We start from the raw sequence: 24,440 nt of genomic DNA, 5'->3' as shown, positions 1-24,440 counted from the left end.
ATAGAAAGGAAATTATTGAAACTGTTTTATAACACAAGAAGGGAGAATAATTTAATATTTTAAATAGTTTCAATATGGTATATGCTATGAAAAATAATGGAATTTTTGCAGTATTACAGAAAATAGGAAGGGCTTTTATGCTTCCTATTGCAGTTTTGCCAATGGCAGGGATACTTTTAGGAGTGGGAGGTTCTTTTACAAATCCTGTCCTTATAAAAACGTATAATTTAACTTTTCTTGAACCGGGAACACCGTTAAATTATCTTATGCAGCTGTTTTCTAATACAGGATTATTTGTTTTTGCAAATTTACCTTTACTGTTTGCGGTTGGTGTAGCTATAGGGCTTGCAAATAAAAATAAAGAAACTGCCGCTTTATCAGCTGTTTTAGGATTTTTACTTTTTCACACTATAATAGGAACGATATTGAGTTTTAAAGGGATAACTCCTGATTCGGTAACTTATGACGCTCTTGTTGGAAAAGGTTTGAGTGAAGCCGCAGCAAGAGGAACGGCGGCATTGTATGCAAAGGAACTTGGAATATTTACATTACAGACAGGTGTGTTTGGTGGTATCGTGTGTGGTATTGTGGCTTCGGCAATTACAAACAGTTTTTCAGATAAAAAATTACCTGATTATTTAGCATTTTTCAGCGGAAATAGATTTGTGCCTGTTATGACGATTATTTTGTTTATTCCTTTGGCAGCGATATTTCCGTTTATTTGGCCTACAATTTTTATGGGAATTGTAAAAGCTGGAGAAATGTTTGCAGCTACAGGAGCTATAGGAACATTCTTCTATGGATTTACAATGAGATTGTTAAATGTATTTGGATTACACCATGCTATATATCCTCTGTTCTGGTATACTCAGCTTGGAGGTTATCAGGAAGTGGCAGGACAGATGGTAGCAGGAGGACAAAATATATTCTTTGCACAGCTTGCAGACCCTTCAGTAAAACATTTTAGTGCAGCGGCTACAAAAACAATGACAGGTGGATTTTTACCTATGATGTTTGGATTACCTGCAGCGGCCCTTGCAATGTACAGAACTGCGGATGGTAAGAACAAAGCGGTTGTAAAAGGAATATTGCTATCAGCTGCATTGACATCATTCCTTACAGGAATAACTGAACCAATAGAATTCACTTTCTTATTTGTAGCGCCTGTACTATATGTAATTCACGCATTGCTTGAAGGACTTGCCTATATGCTGATGTATGTGCTTAATGTGGCAGTAGGAATTACATTCTCAAGAGGAATTATAGATTTCACTTTCTTTGGACTTTTACAAGGAAATGCAAAAACTTCATATTACTGGATACTAATATTAGGGCCTGTATACGCACTTGTATATTATTTTGTGTTCAAAACATTAATTTTGAAATTTAATATTCTTACACCAGGTAGAGGAGATTCTGAAAATAAACTTTACACAAGAAAAGATTATAACGAAGCCAAAGAAAATACAGAACTTATAGACAATATAGTAGTTTCATTAGGTGGAGCAGAAAATATAGAAAATATAGATGCCTGCATTACAAGACTTAGAGTTACTGTAAAAGATGCTTCTATAGTTGCTGATGATGCGAGATGGAAAGAATTGCAGGCAAAAGGTGTAATTCGTTCTGGAAAAGGAATTCAAGTAGTATACGGAACTCAGGCTGAGACATATAAAAATCAAATAAGAGAAAAATATAGAATATGATTTTAACAAATTTATTTGTTTTTTGTTTTAAAGTTCAAATTATACAAAAAATTTGATATAATTTTCTCAAGAAATAAAAAATAATTATAGACGTGAGGAAATAAATGATTTATTTTATTGGAGGAAAAAAGCAAAGAGAATTTAAATATTTTGAACTTTTGGAGAAAATTCGGAAGGAAAATGTTGGAATTAGTGAAAGTTTTTTTGATGTGGATTTGAAGGAAAATGAAAAATTTTTGGAAAAAATAAATATTAATTCCATATTTTCAAGTCAGGAACTGGTTGTATTGAAAAGAGCAGAAAAACTTAAAAATATTGAGGAAATTTTGAAATACATAGCAAATCTTGAGATAGTAAATAAGGAAATTATTATTGATTATGACAAGGAAGATGGGAAATTTGGAGTAAAATTAAAAAAGCTGCTGGATGAATTTAGTAAAAATAAGCAAATGGAAGTTTTTTTATTTCAGAAGGAAACAGAAGAGGAAATACGGGCTTATGTTGTAAATGAACTGGATATAAATGCAAGGGATGTGGCAATGCTTCTTGAAATGATAGGGAGCAATCCGTTTAAGGTCAGAAATGAAGTTGCAAAAATTAAGATTTTTCTGGATGGAGAAAAGTTTGATATTGAAAAAATTAAAAATATTGTATCTATTGAAAAAGATTATCAAATTTATGAAATGACCCGAAACATATTGTTAAACAACCCAGCGGATGTAATGAGATACTTGGAGCAAAAAAAAGAATATATGGGAATCTTGTATTCTCTTTACAATGAACTTGAAATAATGTACAAAATAAGCTCGTTAAAAATGAAAGGTCGAAAATTCAGTAAAAATTACAACACTTTTAAAATAGAATTTGAAGAAATAAAAGAAATTTTTAAATCCAATAATAGAATCCCAAATTCCTATGTAATTTTCAAAAAAATAGAACTGGAGCAAAACTACACAAATGCCAGTTTAAAAAAATTAGTTTTTAGATGCTGGGAAATCGAAAAAGATATAAAGACTGGTAAAATAGAAATGGAAACAGGAGTTGAAATGTTAATTATGGAAATTTGCTCATTATTTAGAAAAAAATAATTTTAGAAATCCTAAAATATGAATAAATATAAACATCGAACAAAGATGTTTAAATAATTGATTTATAATTAGATTGCTTAAAAGCTACGTTAACTGAACCTGATAGAATTTTAACAAAAAAATTAAAAAATACGAATAAAATTTGAAAGCAAACATAAAAGAGGTGTATTTCTAATGGGAATATTAAAAAAAATATGGGATATGCTGCCAGAAGGACGTCCAGTTTGTGTGCCTAAGCCTGAAGCGTGGGGAGTAAAACAGGAGGAAGATAAAGAAGCAGATAAAGATTTAAAGAAAAAAGATGATGTGGAAAAAGTAAAAAAATAAAATTTTTTGTGAAATTAAGTTTTAATATAAACTGATTATTGTCAGAAAATAATGGAAGAGGGTGCATTTAGACGCGCTCTTTTTTATTTTATAAGATTTTTATATTAAACCCCGCTTAAAAATAGGAATAATTTTTTATAATAAGGTTGTTTGATAATTGGTTTATAATCATTCAACTAAATTATTTTTTAGATATTTTGATTAATAAATATTTTTTCATAATTACTATGTTTTTTCTTTTTTACTTTCACAGGATTACTTGTTGTCGCAAAACCTTATCTTGCAGTAAAGGTTTGAAAGTCTAAAAACATAAAGCAGAAATATACAATTATAAAGAAATGTGGTATAATAACAGCAGAATACACAGTAAAATAGGATTTACAAGCCCGAATGAATACGAAGAAAGCATGAAGAAAGGAAACAAAGAAATTACTTAAAAATAGTCTAAATTTTGGGGGACACTCCAATGACCCAACACATTATCAATTTGAAGTACCTTTAAATAATAAAAGTCATAAATATGAATAAGAGGGGATGATTTATATGAGTAAATACTCAACATTATTTGCAGCAACATTATTGGGAACATATGAAGATTTTAGAGAAATGTTCAAAGAAGGAGCTCAATATAAGAAAGACACAGTAGGGGATACTTTATTACAGACAGCATTAACAAATTCAAAGCCTGAAGAAAAGTATAAAATAGCAAATTTTTTAATAAATAAGGGAGCAGATGTAAAAGTAGTATCTAAAGATGGAGCAACATTGTTTTTTGAATTGTTTCTTTATGGAAGTGAAGATATAATAAAAACAACGATGTTATGTAAAACTTTGTTAGAAAAGGGAGCAGATATAACACCATTATATAAACCTCATAAAACAGTAATGTTCAAAAATATATTTAATTATGATCTTGTACCTGAAATAGAAATGATACCTCTATATGATTTAATCTTTTCTCAAAAAGGACTGAAATTACTAAAAAAAGATAAATGGGGATTAACAGTATTAGAATTTGCAAAAAAAGGGAATAAACATATAGGAGTTAAATATATGGAAGATTATATAAAAAAATATAATTTGAAAGAAGAAGTATAATAATAAATTTGCCAGTGAAGTAGGAAAAAGAATTTCTAATCGTGGAACTTCGACACCGCCATTTTCTTATGCTCAAAATTTAGAAGAACAATTAGTGGAGTGTACCCAAAATCTTGGACAAATAATTTGAAAACTTGTTTTCTATTTATTAAAACTTAGTTTAAGAAAAGTAATTTGAAAAAAGTACATAGATGAATTTAAAATGTTAATTTTAGAATTATTAGAAGAAGGAAAAATAGAAATTATAAAAAAACAAAGCTATATTTTCAAATAATCGTTGTTGTAAAAGACAGCGGTTATTTTTTTAATTTGAATTTTTAAAACAACTTTTTACCCAATAAATTTTATAAAAATATTTATTTATACTAAACCCAGTTAAAAAGTAGTAATAAATTTTTAAAATAAACTTGACAGTGTTAAGATTTGGGCGTATAATCTTTACAGTGATAAGATAATGAAAGTTAGGAGGAATTTAAGTATGGAAAAATCTAAAAAAAGTTACCATCATGGGAATTTACGAGAAGAATTGATTGAAAAAGGGATAGAGGTGATAAATGAAGTAGGAGAAGAAAAATTATCTTTAAGAAAAGTGGCTAAAATGTGTGGGGTAAGTAATGCAGCACCGTATACATATTTTAAGAAAAAAAGTGATTTGCTTTACGCAATGAGCGATTATATATGGGGAATATTGGCGGTGGAACTTGATAGAACGAGGAAAAAATATGAAAATCAAGAGGATTTGCTGGTAAAATTAGGAAAAACGTACGTTATGTTTTTTTGTGAGAATCATAGATACTATCATTTTATGATTTCAAGAAAAAATATGAAAATAGATTTATTCTCAAAGTTTTCAAAAATAGAAAATAATAATGAAAAAGCTTTTAGCATATTAAAAATTGAGGCAATGAAAATACTTGAAAAAATGGGAGTGCCAAATCAAGATATGCAAGATAAAATTATAGCAATGTGGGCCTTGGTACAAGGATTGACAACAATAATGATTACAAATGATATAAAGTATTCTGAAAGCTGGGAAGAAAAAATAGAGGAGATAATAAAATCAGTTTGTATAGCGAAATAATCTTAAAAGAGAATTGAAAGTTGCTGGTTATTGTACAATTTTGAAACTTAAAATATTTAGCAGTTAAATTTTAGATAGATTTTAATATATCTATGGAAGGTGAGAAATATGGAATTAATTATACACGATTTAGATGATGAAAAATTAGAAAATCTAAAGTGGAAAATTGAAAAAAAAGAAAAAATTATGGATAAAATAAAAGATAGTATAAATCAAAGAAAAATAATAGTTGGGGAAGATGTGTCTATAATTTGTGACAATGATAGAATTAAAAGCTGTATGGGATGTTTTGAATGTTGGATTAAAACTCCAGGGAAGTGTAAAATTAGGGATGGATATGAAAGTTTAGCAAAATTATATTCAAAAGCAGATAAAGTTGTGATTATAAGTCAATGTGTCTATGGTTCTTACAGTCCATTTGTAAAAAATGTGCTAGATAGGACAATTCCATATTTGTTGCCATTTTTTAAATTTAAAAATAAAGAGATGCATCATATTACACGAAATAAAACAAAATTTGACTTAAATGTATATTTTTATGGGGAACATTTGTCGCCAAATGAAAAGACAGCCGCTAAAGAAATAGTAAAGGCCAATAGCGTAAATTTAGATGTGAAAAATTTTACAGTTTCTTTTTTAGAAGATTAGGAGAATGATGAAATATGAAAATTAGTGTAATAAATGGAAGTCCAAAAGCAGGCAAAAGTAATTCTGAAATATTAGGAAATTATATTTTATCCTTGCTTAAAGACAATGAAATAAAAAAATATTATTCAATTTCTTTTAGATTAAATAATGAAAATAAAAATGAAATTTATAATAGTGATGTTTTAATATTTCTTTTTCCATTATATGTTGATGGTATTCCGTCTAATTTATTAAAGTTATTTGTAGAATTTGAGAAAGAAAAAGTTGTAAATCCAGCAACTAGAGTTTATTGCATAGTGAATAATGGATTTTATGAAGGTAAGCAAAATCGGTTGGCAATTTTACAGATGAAAAATTGGTGCGAGAAAGTTAAGGCAGACTGGGGACAAGGAATTGGTGTAGGTGCAGGGGAATTGTTGCCGTATTTGAAAAAATATAAACTGGGACAAGGACCGCTAAAAAATTTAGGTAAAGTGTTAGATGAATTTTCTGCTAATATTAGAACTTTAAAAAGTGATGAGGATATTTATATAAATCCAAACTGGTTGAAAAGCCTGTATTTTTTTCAAGGATCAATTTCATGGATTTTAAAAGGTAGAAAAAATAATTTGAGAGTAAGAGAACTTTTTAGAAAAAGTAATTAAAATTGTATAACTAAAAAAGACTATCCTTAAATTGTGATAGTCTTTTATTTTTGTTAATCTTAAAAAAATTTTTTTAAAATCAATCAGTGGCAAAAAAAATTAATTTGCCAATGAATTAACTTTTAATGTTAATCTAGATTTTTTTCTTGATGCAGTGTTTTTCTTAAGAACACCTTTTGTTACAGCTTTATCTAATTCTTTATATGCTACGCTTAATGCTGATTTAGCTTCGTCGACATTTTTAGCTTCAACAGCGGCAAGCACTTTTTTTACGAAAGTTTTAGTTCTGCTTCTAATAGCTTGATTTCTAGCTGCATTTCTTTCACCAATAAAAACTCTTTTTTTAGATGATTTTGAGTGTGCCATTTATTTCTCCTTTCAATAGTTTTTACTTATAAAATAAAATGCTATATAATTTAATATATGCAAATTACACAATATATTATCATTTTTTTCAATAAAAATCAAGCTATAAAGAATAATTTTTTTCTATTATCTTGATACTAGGTTATTTTAATCAATAAATATTTTTTTGTGATTTATATGTTTTTTCTTTTTTTATAAAGCAAAGGGGAACAGTCGCTATCCCCTTTGCAAACCCAGCTCGTCTAAGCATTTTTTTGGAATGAAAACTAAACTCGCTTTTTAATAAAAGTTATACCAACCCTTTAGATATTTATTTTTTAAATGTTTTGAAAAAGCTCAAACAGTAGTTTTCATTCCAAAAAAATCACGACATTTTTCATTTAATCATAAATAACTATTTTGATTAAAAATTATAATTTAAAAAAAGACTATATAAGTTTTAAAATAAGCAAAATTTTGTTAAAGAAAAAATATGTGAATAATAGAAAGAAAATTCATTAACAATAATTTTTTCAATAAGTATATTAAAAAAAAAGAAAGAGAAATTTTTTATTCAAATTCCTTGATAAATTTAGAAAAAATCTGTATAATAGATATAGAAAAAGAAAGTTATTTAAAAAATGGAAGGAAGAATGTTTATGAAAAAAAGACCAGTAGTTTTAATAATTTTAGATGGATGGGGAATGAACCATCACGATAATGAAGTAGATGGAGTAAAATTAGCAAAACCTATAAATTTTAACAATTATGTAAAAGAATATCCATATACTGAATTGAGAGCAGATGGGGAATTTGTAGGATTGCCTGAAGGACAGTTTGGAAATTCTGAAGTTGGGCATACAAATATTGGTGCTGGAAGAGTAGTTTACCAAATGCTGCCAAAAATTACAAAAGCTATTAAAGAAGGTACAATTTTAGAAAATAAAGTGTTGTCAGATATTATGGAAACTACAAAATCGAATGGTAAAGCTTTACATATTACAGGATTGACTTCTGATGGTGGAGTTCACTGTCACATTAATCATATAATTGGATTAGCTGACATGGCTAAGAAAAAAGGATTGACAGAAGTTTATGTTCATGCAATTATGGATGGAAGAGATACTGCCCCTGAAAGTGGAGTGGAGTACTTGGCACAATTGCAAAAAGCATTGGATGAACTTGGTGTAGGAAAAATTGCTACAGTTGTAGGAAGATACTATGCAATGGATAGAGATAACAACTGGGATAGAATAGAACTTGCCTATGATGCTCTAACTTCTGGAGAAGGAAACTTGGCGGCAACTGCTGATGAAGCAATCAGAAATTCTTATGCAGAAGGAATTACAGATGAATTTGTAAAACCTGTTAAAATTGGTTCAAAAGATAATGGATTGATTAAAGATGGAGATGGTGTAATTTTTGCAAACTTTAGACCTGATAGAGCCAGACAACTAACTAGAACATTTGTTGACCCTGAGTTTACTGGATTTACAAGAAAAGTTTATCCTAAAGTAAATTTTGCTACAATGGCTCAATATGATGCAACATTCAGCTCGCCAGTGGCATTCCCGCCTGAAACAATTGTAAATGGGTTTGGGGAAGTTGTATCAAAAGCTGGATTAATTCAAGTAAGAACAGCAGAAACTGAAAAATATGCACACGTAACATTCTTCTTCAACGGAGGAAAAGAAGAACCATATCCAGGAGAAATCAGATTGTTGTCTGATTCACCAAAAGTTGCAACTTATGATCTGCAGCCTGAAATGAGTGCATATAAAGTGAAAGACAGATTAATTGAAGAATTAAATACTGGAAAAGTTGACACAGTTGTATTAAACTTTGCAAATCCTGACATGGTTGGGCATACTGGAAATGTAGAAGCTGTTATGGAAGCTTGTCAAGCGGTAGACAACTGTACTGGGCAAATTGTAAGAAAAGTATTAGAATTAGATGGTGCGGTATTAATTACTGCAGATCACGGAAATGCTGATTTATTAGTAAATCCTGAAACAGGAGAACCTCATACAGCACACACTGTGAATCCTGTTCCATTTATCTTCATCTCAAATGATATGAAAGACGCAAAATTAAGAACAGATGGAAAACTAGCTGACATTACTCCAACAATGCTTGATTTATTAGGATTGGAAAAACCAGCTGAAATGGATGGAAGTACATTAATTGTAAAATAAATTATTTTAATTGAAAATAGATTCAAAATATAGGTAAAAAGAAATCTCTCTATAAATTTAAAAAGAGAGATTTTTTTGTTGTAATCCAAATAAAAAAGTGTTATAATAGAACGAAAACTAAAAAAAATTTAGATTTAGATTTGAATTATAATTAAAAATTAAAATAACATAATTTAAAGAGTCAATCAATTTAAAATTATTATACAGTTCTACTCAAATCCGTAACTTTCTTAATTCTCTTTAACATGATTTTGAATAGATTTGAACATGTAATAAATGTTTTTGGATATGATTGGCTATATTTATGTAAAAATTTAAAATTGTAATTATTACAGAGTGATAAAGATTTAAAAATTTAAAAATAATTAATTAGATAGTGGTACAATTAGAAAATCATATGTATTTTATCTGATTAGAAAAAAGTAAAAAGGAGAAAAATATGAGTAACAATTTACAACAAGCAAAAAAAGATTTAAAAGCCTTTGCAAAAAGGGCAAAAAATGTAAAGTATACGGAATCATTACTGTTTTCATATTTAATAACAGGAATGATAACGTTTTCAATTGGTTTGAACACTTCTTCAAATGTACTTTATGAGCGTATGAATAAAGAGCTAGTAATGTCAGCTGATAAGACTCGTACTGCTATTAAGAAAAAGAAAAAAGCGAATGAAGAAGCAATAGAAGATTTAAATTTAGAATTGATTCAATTAATGGAACAAGGGGATCAAGTTGTAAAATCAAAATGGGCTTCGTGGCAATTTGGATCAAATACTTTTATATTAAGCAGCAATGGAGCTTACAAAGGTAGAGGAGATAAAGCTGCAAAATATCCGTTTAATGGGATATTTACTCGTGGAAACTGGGCAGATAATGGAATTTTGTCAACTAGACGTAGAGGATTTGGTAGTGCCCCAATACATTCTTCAAATGTGGATACAAGATCTTATGGACTAGCTTCATTATTACATGTTCAAGAGCCAGAAGTAGAAATTCAAATAATGGCAAATGTACGTCCAAAATCTGTTACAAAGGAAGAAATCTCAATCAATCCGCAAATTGATATGCCTAGAGAAGTTGTGCGTCCTGAGATTAATTTGAGCGTAACTTCGCCAATAACAGCCCCAAATATAAAATTTCCAAACGTTAAACCAGTTAATATTGATATAGAAAATCCAGTTGCACCAAGTGAGCCAACAGTAATTGGAGCACCAAGTATAAATATTACATTGGCAGAACCAACTGTTAAATTAAAAATTAATTCACCAGCAACACCAAATATCAATATTAGTGTAACTCCACCAGATATTAAACCATTGACAATAGCTAAACCAAGTGAAGTGGAATTACCCCAAATAGATGCACCAACGATAAATCCAATAAATTTTTCTATTAATCCTACAGGAAATGCGAATTATAAAGATGCAGGATGGAAAAATTGGGCAACTGGGGGTAAAACTACTCACAATATTACTGACTTAAAAAATAAAGATTACATAACATTGAGTGCAGGGCATATTACTGGTGCAAATGTAGAGGAAAAATATACTTTTAATGTAACTGTTGATAATAATAGAGCTTTTGTCTTAGATGAAGCTGCTGATGAACAAGTATTTACAAATAAAGCAACTATAAATCTTCTAGGAAGTCAAAATGTTGCGATTGATATTCAAGGTACACATGGTTCAGGAAAAAGTGGAACAATGCATGGAAGAGAGTTGAAAGCTATTAATGAAGGAACGATTACAGGGGAAAAGGGAAATGGCAATAAAAATCAAGTTGCTTTTGGATTTAACAATCCAGATGCTTCAGATAATAAGACTTTAACTAAGATGATAAATAAAGGAACAATTACATTAAAAGCAGATGAGAGTGCAGCTTTTCAGTTGAAACCGGAAGATCCTCATAACTGGGATCCAGATAAGCCTGGTGGTACTGGATGGGGTAGTGCTCCAATAGAAGTTGGAGGGAGTACACCGCTTAACAATCGTGGAAAAGTTGCAATGCAAGCAATTAATGAAGGGGTAGTAAATATAAATGGTGATAACAGTTTTGGAATTACAACTGTGTTTAACGAAGGACTTCCAATTGGATTTCTTAATAAAAATAAAAGACATCTGTATGAAAATCTGAAATCTCAAAGACAAATTTCAAATCAAATAGTAAATCCAGGTGGAGAATTTGGGAATAGTAAAATTTCAGGATTTGAAAGTGGGGTTTATAACGAAAGTACAGGAACAATAAATATAAATGGAAAAAATAGTATAGCGATTGGTTTACTACATGATATTCAAGAAGCTAAAATTGATGGGATAATAAATATAAATTCAAACAAAGGAGTTGGAGTATTTACTGGTGTTCCTGTTGGGCTTCCAACAGCAACTACACCTGATTTTGTTGAATTAAAAGGTAAAATAAATATAAATGATACAGCTGTAAATGCTGTAGGAGCCTATGTTGGAGATACTTCGACAGCGTTAAACCCTGGAAAAGTAAATGGTACTAATGAGGCAACTCGTAATTATTTAAGATCAGGAGATATAAAAGCTGAATCTACTTCTATTATTACAGTTAAAGGGACAACTAATTATGGATTTGTTGTAAATAGTAATTCAAATTATTCTAAATTTTCAGCTACTACAAAAGATGATAATATGCAACAAGGTACAGATAAATCAAAATATGGTAGAGGTGTAAATGAAGGGAAAATTAATGTAGAGGGAGTGAGATCTGTAGGATTTGCATTGATAAAAGGAGGGACATCTTCAAATAGTGGTACAATCAATGTAAAAGCCGATTCTAAAAATTCTGTTGGATTTTATGGGGAACAGGATGAATTTGCAAATTCAGGAACTATTGAAGTGACAGCAGCAAAAGATACAGGGAACACAGCTGTTGCGTTAAATGGTAAGGCAAAAAAAATTACATTTAATAATACTGGTAAGATATATGTAAATGCTAATCAGAATTCAAATACGAATTTAATAGGTAATACAAATACAGGAATCTATGCCGAAGGAAAATATGAGTTTAATCATAGTGGTACAAATGCTAATATAATAGTTGGAAAAAATGCTACAGGATTTTATGTGAAAAGTGCTACAGGGAAGGTAAATATTAATGCTCCAATCACATTAGAAGAAAGTGCGACTGGAGCAGATGCTGGGACTACAATTGGATTTTATTCAGATGGAGCTGCAGAAGTTAATTTTGGAACAAATTCATTATTAACAATTGGAAAAGGAGCAGTTGGACTTTATTCATCAGATTCAGAAAAATTTAATAACACATTTAGAATAAAAGCTGGAGAAAAATTAGATGTATCTCTTGGTGAAAATTCAACATTTGGATTTTTAAGTGGAAATTCTACAAGCCCTTCATTGAAAAAATATTTAAATAATGGTTCAACAGATAAAATAAATATAACAAATTTTGGTGCAGGTGCGACTGTCTTCTTTGCAGCAAATCAAGGAAAAGCACTTTTAGATGGAGATTACAAGATAACTAATGGTGGAAATGCTTCTACTTCAGTTTTATCAGCGAATAATGGTTCAACAGTTGGAATTAATAGTGGTGTGAAATTAATTACGAATACTCAAGTTGGATTGGTTGCAACAAAAGGAGAAAATGCAACGGATACAGCTTCTACAGCTGAAAATTCAGGAACTTTGGAATCTACAAGAACTTCTGGAGTAGGTATTTATGCTAATGCAAGTAATGGTAAAAATGAAGCTACTGGTAAAATAATAATGACAAAAGCTAGTTCTGTTGGAATATTAGGGTTAGCAGATTCTGAATTAACAAATGCTTCAAGTGGTGAAATTACAGTTGAAAAAGGTTCATCAGCTGGAATATACGCTGAAAATAGTAATGTAACAAATAGTGGAACAATAACTACAGAAGATGAAAAATCAGCTGGAATATTTTCAAAATCTACATCGGCTACTGACAAGACTGTTAAAAATTTAGGAGATATTAAAATTACTGGTGCTGCAGGAAAAGAAGAAAGTGCTGGAATTTATGCGGAGTTAAAAAATACTGCAACTGGTAAATTAAAGGTAACAAATGATACATCTGGAAAAATTGAAGTTGAAACAGCAAAATCAGTAGGGATCTACGGTAAGAATGAAACAACTGTAAAAGAAAATTTTGAAGTAACTAACAAAAATAAAATTACAATGAAAAAAGATTCTTCAGTAGGTATTTTAGCTGAAACAGCAAAAGTAACAAATGAATCTACTGGAAATATTAAAATAGAAGGAAAAGGATCAGTAGGAATATTTGGTAAAACTGATTCTGAAATTGAAAATAGTGGAGAAATTTTAGCAACAAATACGGATGTTGAAAGTACAACTCCACCACTTAGTACTGCCTCAGCTTCAGTAGGAATATTGTCAGATGGTGGAAAAGCAACTAATAAAAAGACTATAAAAATGTCAGGTGGAAGTTCTGCTGGAATAATGGGAATAAATAATGCTGAAATAATAAACGATGCAGCTGGAACGATTACAATGGAAAAAACAGGTTCAGCAGGAATTTACACGCAAAATAGTAATGTTAAAAATAATGGTCAAATTAGTTTAAAAGAAGATAAATCAGCAGGAATTTACGCACAAAATACTTCTGCAAACAATTATACCCTTTCAAATTCAGGAACTATTACTGCTGAAAAAGATAGCAGCATTGGAATGTATGCGAATGTTGTTAAAGATAAAAATACACCAGCTGTTATACCAGGAATAACTACAATGAATAACAGCGGAACTATTGATTTAAAAGATGAATCTTCAGTAGGAATGTATATAAAAAATGAGTTAGATGATAGAACAAAAGCTGTAATGAATAATAAAAATACAGGAATAATTAATGTAGAAAAGTCTAAATCAGTAGGAATAATGGCAGACACAGCAACTGTTCAAAATGATGGGACAATTAATTTAGAAAAAGAAGAATCAGCAGGAATTTATGCAATTGATAATTCTTTTGTTACTAATAATGCTAATATAACTGCCAAAGATAAAAAGTCAGCAGGAATTTATATAAGCGATAGTGATGTTGTAAATAATGCAGATAAGACAATTACTACAAATAAAAGTAAATCAGCAGGAATTTATGGTAAATTTAAGAATAATAAAGATCATACAATTACAAATAATGGAACAATTACTTTAGCAACAAGTAGTTCTGAAAAAGAAAGTGCAGGAATTTATGGTGAATTGGAATCTGGAGCAACAAAAGCACTTACTATTACAAATTCAGCTAATTCAGCAATAAATGTTGGAATGAAGGAATCAGTTGGAATATATGCTCAAAATTCTTCATCAAATGGAAAAGAAAATTTGACAGTTGATAATAGTGGAACAATTGTAACTTCAAAGGAAAAATCAGTTGGAATCTTTGGTGAAAAAGCTACTGTTACAAATAATAAGACTATAGAAGTAAATGGACAAGAATCTATTGGAATCTTTGGAAAATCAGGATCAGAAATAAAAAATGCTTCGACTAATGAAGGAATTAAAGTTGTTGGTGAAAATTCAACAGGAATATATGCGACAGATTCAGGAACAACTGGAGAAAATACAGGGAAAATTACTTTATCTGGAGAAAATACAACAGGAATGGGTGCTGCGGATAGTGCATCTATAACTAATAAAAATGAAATTTCTGGAGCAGTTAAAAATGTAATTGGAATGTATGGTAAAGGTAGTGGAACAAATGTTACAAATATAAAAAATATAAATTTATCAAAAGAAAATTCCACTGGAATATTTACAAAAGATGATGCTGTAGCAAAAAATGAAACAGGTGCAAATATTAATTTAGAAGAAAAAAATTCAGTTGGTATTTTTGGACTTGCAAGTGCTGCAGGTAAAAAAATAGATTTAACAAATAATGGAACTGTAACTTTAAAAGGTGAAGGATCTACAGGAATTTTTGCTAGTAATGTTGAAAATCCTGTTGGAAGTGGTATTTATACAGGAGCACTTACTGATTCTTCTATAAAAAATACAGGAACTATAACTTTAGATGCTAAAAAAACAGTAGGTATTTATACACCAAAATCAAATATATCTAAAGTAGGAAATATAATTATGACAAACAAGGCTGATTCATCAGTAGGTGTTTATCTTACACAAGATGCAAAAGCGGATGGAACAGGCTCTGTGATTGATTTAAATAGTAATTCACAAAACCAAGTTGCTTATTATATTAAAGGTAATGGAACTATATTAAATTCTATTGGAAATATTAAAGGCTATGGAGTTGGAGTTTACTTAGATGGAACGGATAGTACTGGAGCAGCTTTAGCAACACCAGCACAGTTAAATGCACCAGCACTTGATTTTGTAAGTGGAAGTTCAACGCAAGGAAAAGGAATAATTGGATTATTATTAAAAGGGAATACTGATATTTCGACTTATACTGGAGGAATAACAGTTGGAGATTCTGTTTTGGATGGAACAAATGATTTCTATGCATTAGGAATTTATACTGATGGACAAGGAACTTCTGGAACTCCAAAAGCGATATCTACTGCTATTACAACAGGAGCAAATGGAGTTGGATTGTTTGCTGAAAATAGTAGCCATATAAAATATACAGGAACTATGAATATAGGGGATAATACAACAGCTGGAACTGGTATTTATGTTGGAAACGGTGGAGATGGAAGCAAGGCTTCAACGGTAGTAATTGATAAAGGTGCAACAATCAAGTTAAATGGAGCAAATGGAGTTGGAGCAATAGTTACTAGTAAAGCGACTGTTAATTTTGAAAGTGGTGCAAAAATTGAATTTGGTGGAGATGGAGTAGGTATTTTTGCCCAAAAGGGAGGACACATTGTTGATAATGGTGGAACATTAGTTACTAATGGGTACTCTGTAGAAAGAACACGGGTTACTGAAGGAAGCTCCATAACTTCAAAAAATTTAACAGTAGCACTTGGAAATGCTTTGGATACTGGAAATATACTTTCTCACGTTATAAATGGGGAAGCTATTATACAAACAGGAGTTACAGTTGAAGCAAAACCATCAACTAAGAATATTATTGGACTTATGGCAGATGGTAATAGTAATCCTTCATTAACTTGGGCTGGAACTGCTGGATATGATGCTGAAAATAAAGGAACTTTGGATTTATCAAATGCTGAAACAAGTACAGCGATGTATCTTGAATCATCAAGAGGACTTAATTCAAAAGATATTCTTGTAGGAAATAAATCAACTGGAATTTATGGAATTTATAAAGATTCGACACCAGTTTATAGTGGTGCACCAGCAGGAACTGTAAATAAAGGTACAATTACAACAACAGCAACTTCTAAAATAACAATTGGAAATGAGTCGTCTGCTATTTACTCAATTGGATTTGACAAAGTTGAAAATAATGGAAGTATAACTGGTGGAGATAAATCAGTTGGAATTTATGCTAAAAATACGTCTGTTAGCAGCAAACTAATCAATGTTGAAAATACAGGAAACATTACTTTAGGAAAAGGAACAGCAGGAATTTATATTGCACCAGAAACTACAAATGCTTCAAATGCAACAGTTGTAAATAGTGGAAATATTACGGTTGGAGATTCTACATTGAATTCAAGAGGAAATGTTGAATCTACTTCAGTTGGAATATTTGTAAAAAATAAAACAAATTTGACTACTTCTGGAGATGTAACAGTTGGAAATAAAGGATTTGCATTGTATGGAAATGATTCAACATTAACTGTAAATGGTGGAAATTACAATTTTGCAAATAATGGAAGTTTGGCATACTTGGAAAATAATGCAGTATTGAATTATAATAATGGTGGAACATTGACAACTTCTTCAGAACCAATGTTATACATTATTAACAGTAAGGCACAAATGAATAATAATGATATTATCGTGTCTTCAAAAGGAACAGGAATTTATATGACAGGAACATCGACTTTTGGTGGATGGAACGATATGACATTAAATAACGGTTCTACTGGAATTTATGTAGATAATTCAAATGCTACAATAGATGGTAAGAAAATAACTGGTACAGCTGATAAAGCAAAAGGAATTGTTTCAATAGGTTCAAATGTTACAAACAAAGCTGATATGCAATTTTCTAGTGATGATTCAATTGGAATTTTTTCACAAAATAAATCAGGAGTAATAAAAGCGATTGTAAATAGTGGAAATATTGACATTACTGGAAAACGTTCGATTGCAGCATATCTAGAAGGAACATCGGATCAGACATTTGAAAACAGCGGAACTATAAATGTGGATAGAACTGCAACTTCTGTTAAAAATGATTCTACTGTCGGAATTTATGCACAAAATGGATCAACAATTAATATCAAAAACAGTGGAACAATAAATATTGGAGAGGCTTCATTTGGAGTTTACTCACTTAGTGAAAATGGAAATGTAGAAACTACAGGAAGTTCTATAATCAATGTTGCAGATAAGGCTATTGGAGTTTATAAAAAAGGTGGAAGTGTTAATTTAGGTGGAACAGTAAATGTTGCAAATCATTTGGTTATGGATGCGAACAGTGAACCAGTTGGAGTTTATGGAACGAGCGGAGTTACAATAAATGATACAACATCAAACTTTAATGTTGGAGATAAATCTTATGGTGTAATTTTAGCAAATCCAGGAATGAATAAAACAAATGTTTATTCAAATTCAGCTTCGTCAAATGTAACTTTAGGAAAAGAAGCAACTTTCATTTACGCAGAAGGAGCTTCAGTAGTTACAAATAATGCAACAATTACATCTGGAACAAATGGAAAAATTATTGCAATTTATGGAAAAGATGGAGCAAATATTGTAAATAATGGAACAATTGATTTATCACAAGGAATCGGAAATCAAGGAATTCTTGTGACAGGAGCGTCAAATGCTGTAAATAGAGGAACAATAAAAGTTGGAAAAACTGATAAATCTGATCCAGATAATATCGTTTATGGAATTGGTATGGCAGCTATAGGTGGAGCAAGCATTTCAAATGAGAGAGACATTTATGTTTCAGGACATCTAAGTATTGGAATGTACGGAGATGACAGAGGAACACGATTGAGAAACTCAGGAAATATATATTTGGATGCTTCAAGAGCAACATCTTCTGATAAAATTCAGACAATGATGGGAGTATTTGTAAATAATGGAGCTACATTTGTAAATACAGGAAATATTACTACAACTGGTTCTTATCGTGGAAATGAGAATGTTCAAGGACTTGTGGGAGTTGCTGTATTAAACGGAAGTACTTTGGAAAATTATGGAACAATAAATATTGATGCAGATAGTAGTTACGGTGTATTAATAAAAGGTACTACAAACAATAAATCTATAATCAAAAATTATGGAGAAATTAATATAAATGGTTCTAAATCTTACGGAGTTAGATATGATGTAAATTCTCAAGGAGTAGCTGGAGATTTACCAATAGCAGCTAATGCAACTCCTGGAAATGTGTTACCAGCATTGAGTTCTGGAACTGGAAAAATTACTTCTGGAAATGGAGCACAAGATTATTATTCACCAACAGATCCAAGTAAAACTGTTGGAGGAGTTGGAATTGTTCAATTGCCAAATGGACGGCTTGCAATTCAGAGAAACGGTGTAACATTAGATGACAGCCAAGTTCAGACAATTGATTACACTACTCCTTACACAAACTATGCTTTCTCAAACTTTGGAGTATATGTGGATACATTAGGAAGAACACGTCCAATTAATATAAATGGAGCAAATTCTCTTGGAATTAACAGTGATTTATTAATCGGAACAGAATTTTCAGTACTTACAAATGCAAAAAATGTAATTATTGGGAAACAAATATTACAGCCGTTCTTAAATCAGATAAATTCTGGAATATTTAACTTTACTCCGTATTCTGCTTCATTGACTTGGATGGCAACGCCTGAAGTTGATCCATCTACACAGCAAATTACACGTGTTCTTATGACAAAGATTCCTTATACAGCCTTTGTTTCAACAACTTCAAATGAATTTAACTTTACTGACGGATTGGAACAAAGATATGATGTTAATAGCTTGGATTCAAGAGAAAAAGAAATATATAATAAGTTAAACTCTATCGGAAATAGTGAAGAGGCGTTATTAGTTCAAGCAATTGATGAAATGATGGGACATCAGTATGCAAATGTGCAACAAAGAATTTTTGAAACTGGTAATTTGTTAAATAAAGAATTTGGATATTTAAGAAATGAATGGGATACAAAATCTAAAAATTCTAATAAAATAAAAGCATTTGGAATGAAAGGCGAATATAAGACAGATACAGCAGGAATTATTGACTACAAGAATAAAGCCTATGGATTTGCATATTTGAATGAAAATGAAACTGTCAGATTGGGAGAATCATCAGGATGGTACGCAGGAGCTGTTAGAAACAAATTTGACTTTAGCGATATAGGTGGTTCAAAAGAAGAACAAAATATCGTAAAAGCAGGTGTGTTTAAATCAATGCCAATTGGAAAAGATCATAATAATGGATTGAATTGGACTGTTTCAGCAGAAGGATTTGTAGGAACTGGTGAAATGAAGAGAAAATTCCTTGTTGTTGATGATATATTTGAAGCGAAATCTGAATATCGTTCATACGGATTTGGACTAAAAAATGAGCTTAGAAAAAATATTAGAACAAGTGAAAGAACAAGTATTTCTACATACGGAAGCTTAAAATTTGAATATGGAAGATTTGACGGAATAAAAGAAAATACAGGGCAAATGCGTTTAGAAGTAAAAGCAAATGATTATTATTCGATAAAACCAGAAGTTGGAGTAGAATTCAAATATCAACAGCCAATGGCAGTAAGAACAAATTTTGTTGCTAAATTAGGGCTTGCTTATGAAAATGAATTAGGAAAAGTTGGAGATGTAAATAATCAAGGAAGAGTACGTTATACAACAGCTGGATGGTTTGATATAAGAGGTGAAAAGGATGATAGACGTGGAAACGGAAAAGCTGATTTGAACCTTGGAATTGAAAATACAAGATTTGGTGTAACAGTAAACGCTGGTTACGATACAAAAGGTGAAAATGTAAGAGGTGGAATAGGATTTAGAGTAATTTATTAATTTTATCCTGTTTTAATACTAAACTATTATTTATTATCTGATAAATAAAAAATACATTTAATTGAGAGAGTTATTTCAGAATAAAATGAGATAACTCTTTCTTTTTATTTATATAATTTAAAAAAAATATTAATGAAAAAAAATTAGAAATGTTGTATAATATAATGGGAGTTTTTATGAAAGAAAAATAAAAGGAGGCATTATAATGATTAAAGATGAGGTGATTGAAAACCTTGTTAGTGAGGTGGAAGAAGATTCACACCGCAGTAAAATTAAAAAATTTTTAAATGGAGAGATAGATAATTTTTTAGATATTAATAAAAAAAGTTTGAAATTTGTTAATAATTTTAAAATGGAAAATTATATGGAAGAAGACGTTTTTTTTGAAAGTGAAGCAGGGAAAATATTGTTAAAATATTTTAGGTATATGTATAATAATTTTCCTAATGAACTGAGTTATCAATTTTCAAATTTTCCATTGAAATATAAAATATTTAAACTGTTAAACTTCTCAGCAGAATTTGTAAAAAAGGATTTTGAAAATAATTTAGAAATGAAAAATAAGACAGTTTTCGTTGAAAGTTGTAAATATTTTTTGAATTATTTTGAAAATCTGGCGGATGAATATGTCGAAAATTATAAAAAATATAGTGATAATTTTTTATTAAAAATCGGTATTTTAATAATTATTAGAAATAATGATAATAAAAATAGTGAAGAAATAAGAAAATTAGAAAATATTTTTGTAAATTATATAAAAAATAAGATAGATAAATATAATATAAATGAAATATTTGAAAAATATTTGGATAATGGTAATTTTACAAGATATTTTATAAATGTGGAAGCTTTAAATTTGGAAAAAACTAGAAAATATGTTGAAAAGATATTTTTTTTGGTGTTAAAAAAGAATATAGGTATTTCAAAAGTTATTTTTGAAGGAATTGAATTATTTATTATGTTTTCTGAAATAGAATTTTCATCGACAAATAGTAACTATTATTATAGAAATAAAATATTTGATAATTTAAAGAGAATTTTTAAGAAATATTCTTTTTCGCATGGGCAAAAACTTTATTTACTCGTTAATTATGGAACAAATGTTATTTTTTATAATTTTGATTATTCAAAAAAAATGTATGATTTATTTTTGGATACAATAAAAGAAAATGTTATAAATAGTAAAGCATTTTTCAAAGATAATTTGAAAGGGAATAAAATAATATATTTGTTTTTGCTTCATTTTTTTATAAAATATGATTTAATTGGTGAAAAGGAAAAATCTAAATTTCTTGTAAGAGCTGAAAATATTCTAATCAGCAATTTGAAAAAATTATTTAAGCCAAAAGTTTGGAAATGGAAATCAAAAGAATTTAAAAATCTTGAATTTTTGAAGAAAGATAAAATTGATTGGAAAAATATTAAAGTGCAATGTTTGAGAAATAAGGATGGAAAGGCTTTGGTACAGAAGGATACGATAGTTTTTTCATTATTAAAGTATTCTGAAATATATAAAAAAGCTTTTCAATTTTTTGTAAATGGAGTAGAGAAAATAGACTTATTTACAGATATATTTGAGAGATATTCTGTAATTTATGATATGAATGATTTGAAATTAATATTGGATGAAATGTGGGATTACAATTTATCAATTAATTTTATAAATCAAAAATATTTTGAATATATTGCCAAAACAGGCTGTGAAAATGAAAATAATAAAATTTGGATAGAATTTTTGCATAGGCATGAGAAAGAGCTTTACAAGAGCTTTGGAAATGACGCTGAATTGAAAAATGTGGAAAAATATGTGGAAATTTTATACTCAAAGGATAATAATTTTGATTATTTTCAGTTACCAAAATTATTGTTAAAAGCGGATAAAAATACAGGACAAAAAATCGAAAAAATTTTAAGAAAAAAACCAGAAATAAGAAAAGAAGTGGAAAAATTGCTGGAAAATACATTTGCACCAGCAGTACAAATTGCAAGGAATTTAATTAGATATTGGAACAATGTGGAAGCTCAAAGGGAGCTAAAAAATTTGACAAATCCAAAAGAAATTTTTGAATATTCTGAAAATATTTGTCTGAAAAAACATGAGGAAAATGCCATATTTAGTAGTTTAGTTGATTACGGAATGATAAGAATAAGAAAAAGTGAGGAAAAGGTTCCTGAAAAGTTAATGAAATTTTATATTTCAGAATATATTTTGGAAAATGATATAAAAACTATCGAGGTTTGTAATAAAATTGAGGAAATAGTGGACAGAAGTGATTTGAGAAAATTTATTGCAAAAATTTTTCAAAAATGGAAGGAACATAGATTTAATCCTAAATATAAAAATATTTTTATTCCATTAATACTTACTTCTAATATAAAGATAATCAATGATAATATGATAAGTATTATTGACACACTTGTCAGTGAATATAATAAAGTGGCAGTTGCAGCTTATGGAATAAGAGTTCTTGCTTTAAGAAATGAAACGAAGGAAATTGGAATATTAGTAAAAGGTTTTTTAAACAATTACAAAGATAAACGGATAAAAATGGCTTCTGATCAGACACTTGATATAATTGCGAGAAATGGTGGGATTACACGTGATGAGCTAAATGATATTTTGATTCCTAATTTTGAATTTGGACAGGATAGAACAAGAACTTTTGATTATGGTGAAAGAAAGATTAAGGCAAAAATTGATATTATGAGTACACCTGCTAATATCATTGCTTATGATGAAGAAGGGAAAATCTTAAAGGGTCTTCCGAAGGCAAGTAAAAAGTTTAATGATGTAGAAAGTGCAGTTGAAGAGTACAGAAGAGAAGTCAAATATATAAAAAAACAGATAAAGGAAATCATAACAGAACAGTCAAGTAATTTGTTGAGAGCATTGTTTTTAGAACGTAAATGGAAAACAAAAAGATGGATTGAAATTTTTATAAAAAATCCAGTTATGCAAGAATTTGCAGTTCAGCTTATTTGGAAAGAAATTGATGAAAATGGGAAATTAATAAAAACATTTAGGTGCATGGATAATGGGGCTTTCAAAATGTCCCAAAACCAAGAATGTACTTTAAATGAGAATAGCTTTATAAATGTATTGTATTTTCCAGAACTTTCAAAAGAAGAACAAAAACATTGGGAAGAAAACTTCAAAAATGAAAAAATAAAACAGCCAATAAATCAAATTAATATGACTGTTTACAAAATCACAGAAAAAAATCAGGAAAAAATAGAAATTTTGGATTATAATAAAAAAGGTTTTTTAGTTAATAAAATGCGAAAAAAAGCTGAAAAATTTGGCTTTGAAATTAGTTATGGAAATGATGGATTAGGATATGGATGCCATTACTATGATAAAAAAACAAATATAGACATAAGAATTTTAACAAATTCATTTTATCCTGGCGAATATACAAAAACATTACACATAGAAAAAATACTGTTTTTAGAAATTAATAACGAGAATTTTTTAAAATTAAAGGAAGTTCCACAGCGGATATTAAGTTTAGCTTGTTTTATAGCAGAAATTTTGATTGGTTAGAAAATCAAAAAAATTAAAATATTAAAATTTATGTAGAGAAAAAATAGGGAGAAAACAATGAATAATAAAAAGAAAATAATACTATTTTTGGGCGCAATTTCATTAATTGCTTTTGGAAATTATACACGGTTTCTAAAAAATAATAACGGGAAAACGGTAGTTGAAGGTAAAAATAGTGAAAAAGCTACATCTTCAGCAGGAGGAGCAGGTAAGGAAGGAAAAGGTAGCAAAAAAGCAACTTCATCTGCTGGTGGAAAAACTGGAACGGAAGGGAAAAATGCTGAGCAAACAACTTCGTTAGGTGGGAACAATAAAATTCAGAATGCTCAAAATACTGAAGTTATGGCAGAAATAAAATCTGTTCCACAATCTGAGCTGCAACCAGCTCCAGCGGTACAGACACAAAATAAGCCAGTTAATAATGATTCACAAAGTAAAGTATCTGAAAAAAAGAATACAAAGAACGACAACAATCAAAAGAAAAAAGAAAATTCTCAAACTTCAAAACCAGAGACTTCAAAAACAACACAGCAGCAAAAAACTAACACTAATTTAAAAGATAATCAAAGTGCAAAAAATCAGTTTAAGTTAGACAATAAAAAATCAGAAACTTCAAAAACAACAACAGAAACTAAATCAAGTGAAAAAGCGACTTCATCAGGTGGAAATTAGGTGAAA

General features: G+C 29.5%; 13 protein-coding genes. 12 read left to right on the top strand and 1 reads right to left on the bottom strand.

Features of this window, described 5'->3' with window-relative positions; all coding sequences use genetic code 11:
* The first annotated feature begins 86 nt into the window (after positions 1 to 86).
* The 8 genes from QU666_RS09785 (at position 87) to QU666_RS09755 (ending at position 6,592) form a co-directional block, all read left to right on the top strand.
* Complete coding sequence (locus QU666_RS09785; protein WP_036070897.1) at positions 87 to 1,706, top strand: PTS transporter subunit EIIC; 1,620 nt, start codon at positions 87 to 89, stop codon at positions 1,704 to 1,706.
* Positions 1,707 to 1,810: 104 nt separating this feature from the next.
* Complete coding sequence (gene holA / locus QU666_RS09780) at positions 1,811 to 2,794, top strand: DNA polymerase III subunit delta (protein WP_021769233.1); 984 nt, start codon at positions 1,811 to 1,813, stop codon at positions 2,792 to 2,794.
* Positions 2,795 to 2,968: 174 nt separating this feature from the next.
* On the top strand, positions 2,969 to 3,121 hold the full coding sequence (locus QU666_RS09775; RefSeq protein ID WP_021769234.1) for a hypothetical protein: 153 nt from the start codon (positions 2,969 to 2,971) through the stop codon (positions 3,119 to 3,121).
* A 338-nt stretch (positions 3,122 to 3,459) separates the two neighbouring features.
* A complete protein-coding gene (locus QU666_RS11790; protein WP_370528895.1) occupies positions 3,460 to 3,558 on the top strand; it encodes an IS3 family transposase in 99 nt (32 codons plus the stop codon).
* Between the two features lie 106 nt (positions 3,559 to 3,664).
* A complete protein-coding gene (locus tag QU666_RS09770) occupies positions 3,665 to 4,219 on the top strand; it encodes an ankyrin repeat domain-containing protein (protein ID WP_021769235.1) in 555 nt (184 codons plus the stop codon).
* Between the two features lie 478 nt (positions 4,220 to 4,697).
* A complete protein-coding gene (locus tag QU666_RS09765; RefSeq protein ID WP_036069764.1) occupies positions 4,698 to 5,300 on the top strand; it encodes a TetR/AcrR family transcriptional regulator in 603 nt (200 codons plus the stop codon).
* A 108-nt stretch (positions 5,301 to 5,408) separates the two neighbouring features.
* The gene (locus tag QU666_RS09760) at positions 5,409 to 5,948 is read left to right on the top strand and encodes an NAD(P)H-dependent oxidoreductase (protein ID WP_021768148.1); all 540 of its coding nucleotides are present in this window, start codon (positions 5,409 to 5,411) and stop codon (positions 5,946 to 5,948) included.
* A 14-nt stretch (positions 5,949 to 5,962) separates the two neighbouring features.
* Positions 5,963 to 6,592: a hypothetical protein gene (locus tag QU666_RS09755; protein WP_021768147.1), complete on the top strand. Its 630-nt coding sequence runs from the start codon at positions 5,963 to 5,965 to the stop codon at positions 6,590 to 6,592.
* Positions 6,593 to 6,691: 99 nt separating this feature from the next.
* Here QU666_RS09755 and rpsT read toward each other — a convergent pair whose 3' ends face one another.
* Positions 6,692 to 6,958, bottom strand: a complete 267-nt coding sequence (rpsT, locus tag QU666_RS09750; RefSeq protein ID WP_021768146.1) for a 30S ribosomal protein S20 — start codon at positions 6,956 to 6,958, stop codon at positions 6,692 to 6,694.
* Positions 6,959 to 7,596: 638 nt separating this feature from the next.
* Here rpsT and gpmI point away from each other — a divergent pair.
* From gpmI to QU666_RS09730, 4 genes are all read left to right on the top strand, one after another.
* Positions 7,597 to 9,132, top strand: coding sequence for a 2,3-bisphosphoglycerate-independent phosphoglycerate mutase (gpmI, locus tag QU666_RS09745; protein ID WP_036069760.1), 1,536 nt, complete (start codon positions 7,597 to 7,599; stop codon positions 9,130 to 9,132).
* A 439-nt stretch (positions 9,133 to 9,571) separates the two neighbouring features.
* Entirely contained in the window at positions 9,572 to 20,218 is a 10,647-nt protein-coding gene (locus tag QU666_RS09740) for an autotransporter-associated N-terminal domain-containing protein (RefSeq protein WP_021768144.1), read from the top strand.
* A gap of 205 nt (positions 20,219 to 20,423) precedes the next feature.
* On the top strand, positions 20,424 to 23,762 hold the full coding sequence (locus tag QU666_RS09735) for a DUF4132 domain-containing protein (RefSeq protein ID WP_304984820.1): 3,339 nt from the start codon (positions 20,424 to 20,426) through the stop codon (positions 23,760 to 23,762).
* A 57-nt stretch (positions 23,763 to 23,819) separates the two neighbouring features.
* Positions 23,820 to 24,434, top strand: coding sequence for a hypothetical protein (locus tag QU666_RS09730; protein ID WP_021770092.1), 615 nt, complete (start codon positions 23,820 to 23,822; stop codon positions 24,432 to 24,434).
* Positions 24,435 to 24,440 lie beyond the last annotated feature (6 nt).

It is taken from the genome of Leptotrichia sp. HMT-225 (genome assembly GCF_030644325.1).
Lineage (GTDB): Bacteria > Fusobacteriota > Fusobacteriia > Fusobacteriales > Leptotrichiaceae > Leptotrichia > Leptotrichia massiliensis.
This window is presented reverse-complemented; position numbering and strand designations above follow the sequence as displayed.